Origin of the sequence: Microcoleus sp. S13_C5 (assembly GCF_036700845.1) — a bacterium.
Taxonomy (GTDB): Bacteria; Cyanobacteriota; Cyanobacteriia; order Cyanobacteriales; family Microcoleaceae; genus Microcoleus.
The window spans coordinates 1-2020 of the sequence record NZ_JAUBPR010000261.1; the positions used below are offsets into that span (position 1 = coordinate 1).

Sequence of the window (2020 nt, forward strand, 5' to 3'; positions counted from 1 at the left end):
GTTCGTATCCTTTAAATTCTGCATCTGCTGGCAGTTGGTCTGTGGGATATTCTAGTATTTCTTCTCGCTCTATTTTAATCGTCGCGTTCTTACTGCCTTTGCTATGCTTTTTTGGCGTTTTTCGCTCTTTTTCTGATGAGTGCTGGCTTTTGAACCCTTTGGAGTTGGCTTTGATGTCTGGTTTTCCTTGTTCTCCCTTCAATCGGTTGTTTTCATCTTTTAACCGTTGATTCTCTGACTCTAAGTCTTTGACTTTTAATTGTAATTGCTCTATTAGGTTCAGTAATATCTCTACTGTGTGACGCATGGATTCGTCTGCAATACCTGGGGGGTCGATGGTTGGCAGTATCTTGAAGGATGACTTGTCTTGTGAAATAATCTTTTGCGTCATGTGTCCTATTTTATGACACTTTGTGTACTCTGCTTACTTTTTTTTCTCTCCTACCCCTACTTATTGAGCCGATACGATTATTTTAAGTCCACACCTCTAAATATTCCAAAAATTATACCAATTTCCTAAAATAGTGCTATAGTTAATGTGTGTCCTTTTTGTAAGCTAGTACGCCAAGAGAAGGAAGAGAAATGTCAGGAGTTGTTAAGATTGACATAAGGGAAACAGAAGAAGAGCTAAAAGGTCTTCTCAGGAAAGAGAAAGATGCGACTCGTCACGAAAAACTGCAAGTTCTATATTGGCTCAAGACCCAAGCGGTAGATAGCGTCTTGTCTGCTGCGGTGAGGTTAGGGAAACATCGTACTATAGTACAGAGATGGTTGTCTAGCTATCGAGCGGGGGGAATCGAAGAATTATTATCCCAAAAACCTCGTTTAGGAAGGCCCAGAATAATGAGTCCAGAAACGGTAGAGAGATTATCAAAAGAATTGCAAGACCCCGAAGGATTCAGTAGCTACAAAGAAGTCCATCAATGGTTAACAAGCTGCTGTGAGGTTAAAGTGGCATATCGGACAGTACATCAATGGGCAAGATATAGGCTCAAAGGAAAATTAAAAGCCCCTCGTCCCGTGAGTGAAAAACAGAAACCAGGGGGAGTAGAAGAATTTAAAAAAAACTGTCATCTCTAATTAGAGGCAGTCGCTCGTCAGAGTGAAAGCTTTTTAAAGCAGTGGAAAAAAGTGCGATATTGGAGTCAAGATGAAAGTCGGATGGGGCTGCATACAATTCAAAGAAAAAAGTTAACAGGTTACGGAATAAAACCGCAAGGAAAGGTGCAATGGGATTTTACTTATTTGTGGCTTTATGGGGCAGTAGAACCGCTAACGGGAGCCAGCTTTTTTTATGAATTTACACATTTAGATACAGTGTGCTTCGAGAATTTTTTAGAGCTATTTGCCAGTGAGTATCCGGAGGATTTACATATAATTCAAGTAGATCAGGGAGGATTTCATAACTCTTTAAATCTCAGCCTACCAGAAAATGTTATTTTACTGTTTCAACCCGCATACAGTCCGGAAGTAAACCCCATAGAAAGACTGTGGGGATACGTAAAAGAACAATTGAAATGGTTGAGATTTGACCAAATAGAAGAGTTGAGAGCAGCGGTGCAAAAAGAGTTAAATAAGTTGACGTTGGAAGTTATTGCTTCTTTGACGGGATAGAAATTTATTTTAGAGGCTCTATCTGTAGCAGGACTTTAGGAAAATGGTATTAGACTCTTACTAGACAATGGCTATCATCCCGAATATCTCACAAAAGAGTTAGAAAAAAAATCTCCAGAAATTATGACAAAAATCAAGTTTGAACTTTCAGAAAATCCATCAAAAGCTGAAAAAAAAGCTCAAGGGAAATCAGGATTTGTCCCAGTTAAAGCAAGGTGGGTCGGTTCTTCTGGGTTTTTGGTGAAAACCGTATAATGAGATACCACTACTTGATTTCTACCCTATGGATATTCATCTGGACAGACTGCTTAATCTACCCGATGTTACTGTTGAAAGTTGTCTCCAAGAAGCACCTGAGGTTTTCTTGAAACTGCGCTTTCTTCAGGAAGAAAGTAATTGTCGATAC

General features: G+C 39.4%; 2 protein-coding genes and 2 pseudogenes. 3 read left to right on the top strand and 1 reads right to left on the bottom strand.

Annotated elements, in window-relative coordinates:
• Positions 1-391, bottom strand: a pseudogene (locus tag QUA04_RS29415) (hypothetical protein); the annotation flags it as partial.
• 191 nt (positions 392-582) lie between these two features.
• On the opposite strand from QUA04_RS29415, the gene QUA04_RS29420 reads away from it, so the two are divergent.
• The 3 genes and pseudogenes from QUA04_RS29420 (at position 583) to QUA04_RS29430 (ending at position 1869) form a co-directional block, all read left to right on the top strand.
• Positions 583-1080 (top strand): helix-turn-helix domain-containing protein, encoded by a 498-nt coding sequence (locus QUA04_RS29420; RefSeq protein WP_333264265.1) that lies wholly within the window; start codon positions 583-585, stop codon positions 1078-1080.
• Positions 1081-1128: 48 nt separating this feature from the next.
• Positions 1129-1614: pseudogene (locus tag QUA04_RS29425) on the top strand (IS630 family transposase); the annotation flags it as partial.
• A 123-nt stretch (positions 1615-1737) separates the two neighbouring features.
• Complete coding sequence (locus tag QUA04_RS29430; RefSeq protein ID WP_333264268.1) at positions 1738-1869, top strand: hypothetical protein; 132 nt, start codon at positions 1738-1740, stop codon at positions 1867-1869.
• Positions 1870-2020 lie beyond the last annotated feature (151 nt).

What these genes read in the sequence shown, in the direction of transcription:
- QUA04_RS29430 (WP_333264268.1), top strand. Translation starts at nt 1,738, where the DNA reads ATGACAAAAATCAAGTTTGAACTTTCAGAAAATCCATCAAAAGCTGAA.
- QUA04_RS29420 (WP_333264265.1), top strand. Translation starts at nt 583, where the DNA reads ATGTCAGGAGTTGTTAAGATTGACATAAGGGAAACAGAAGAAGAGCTA.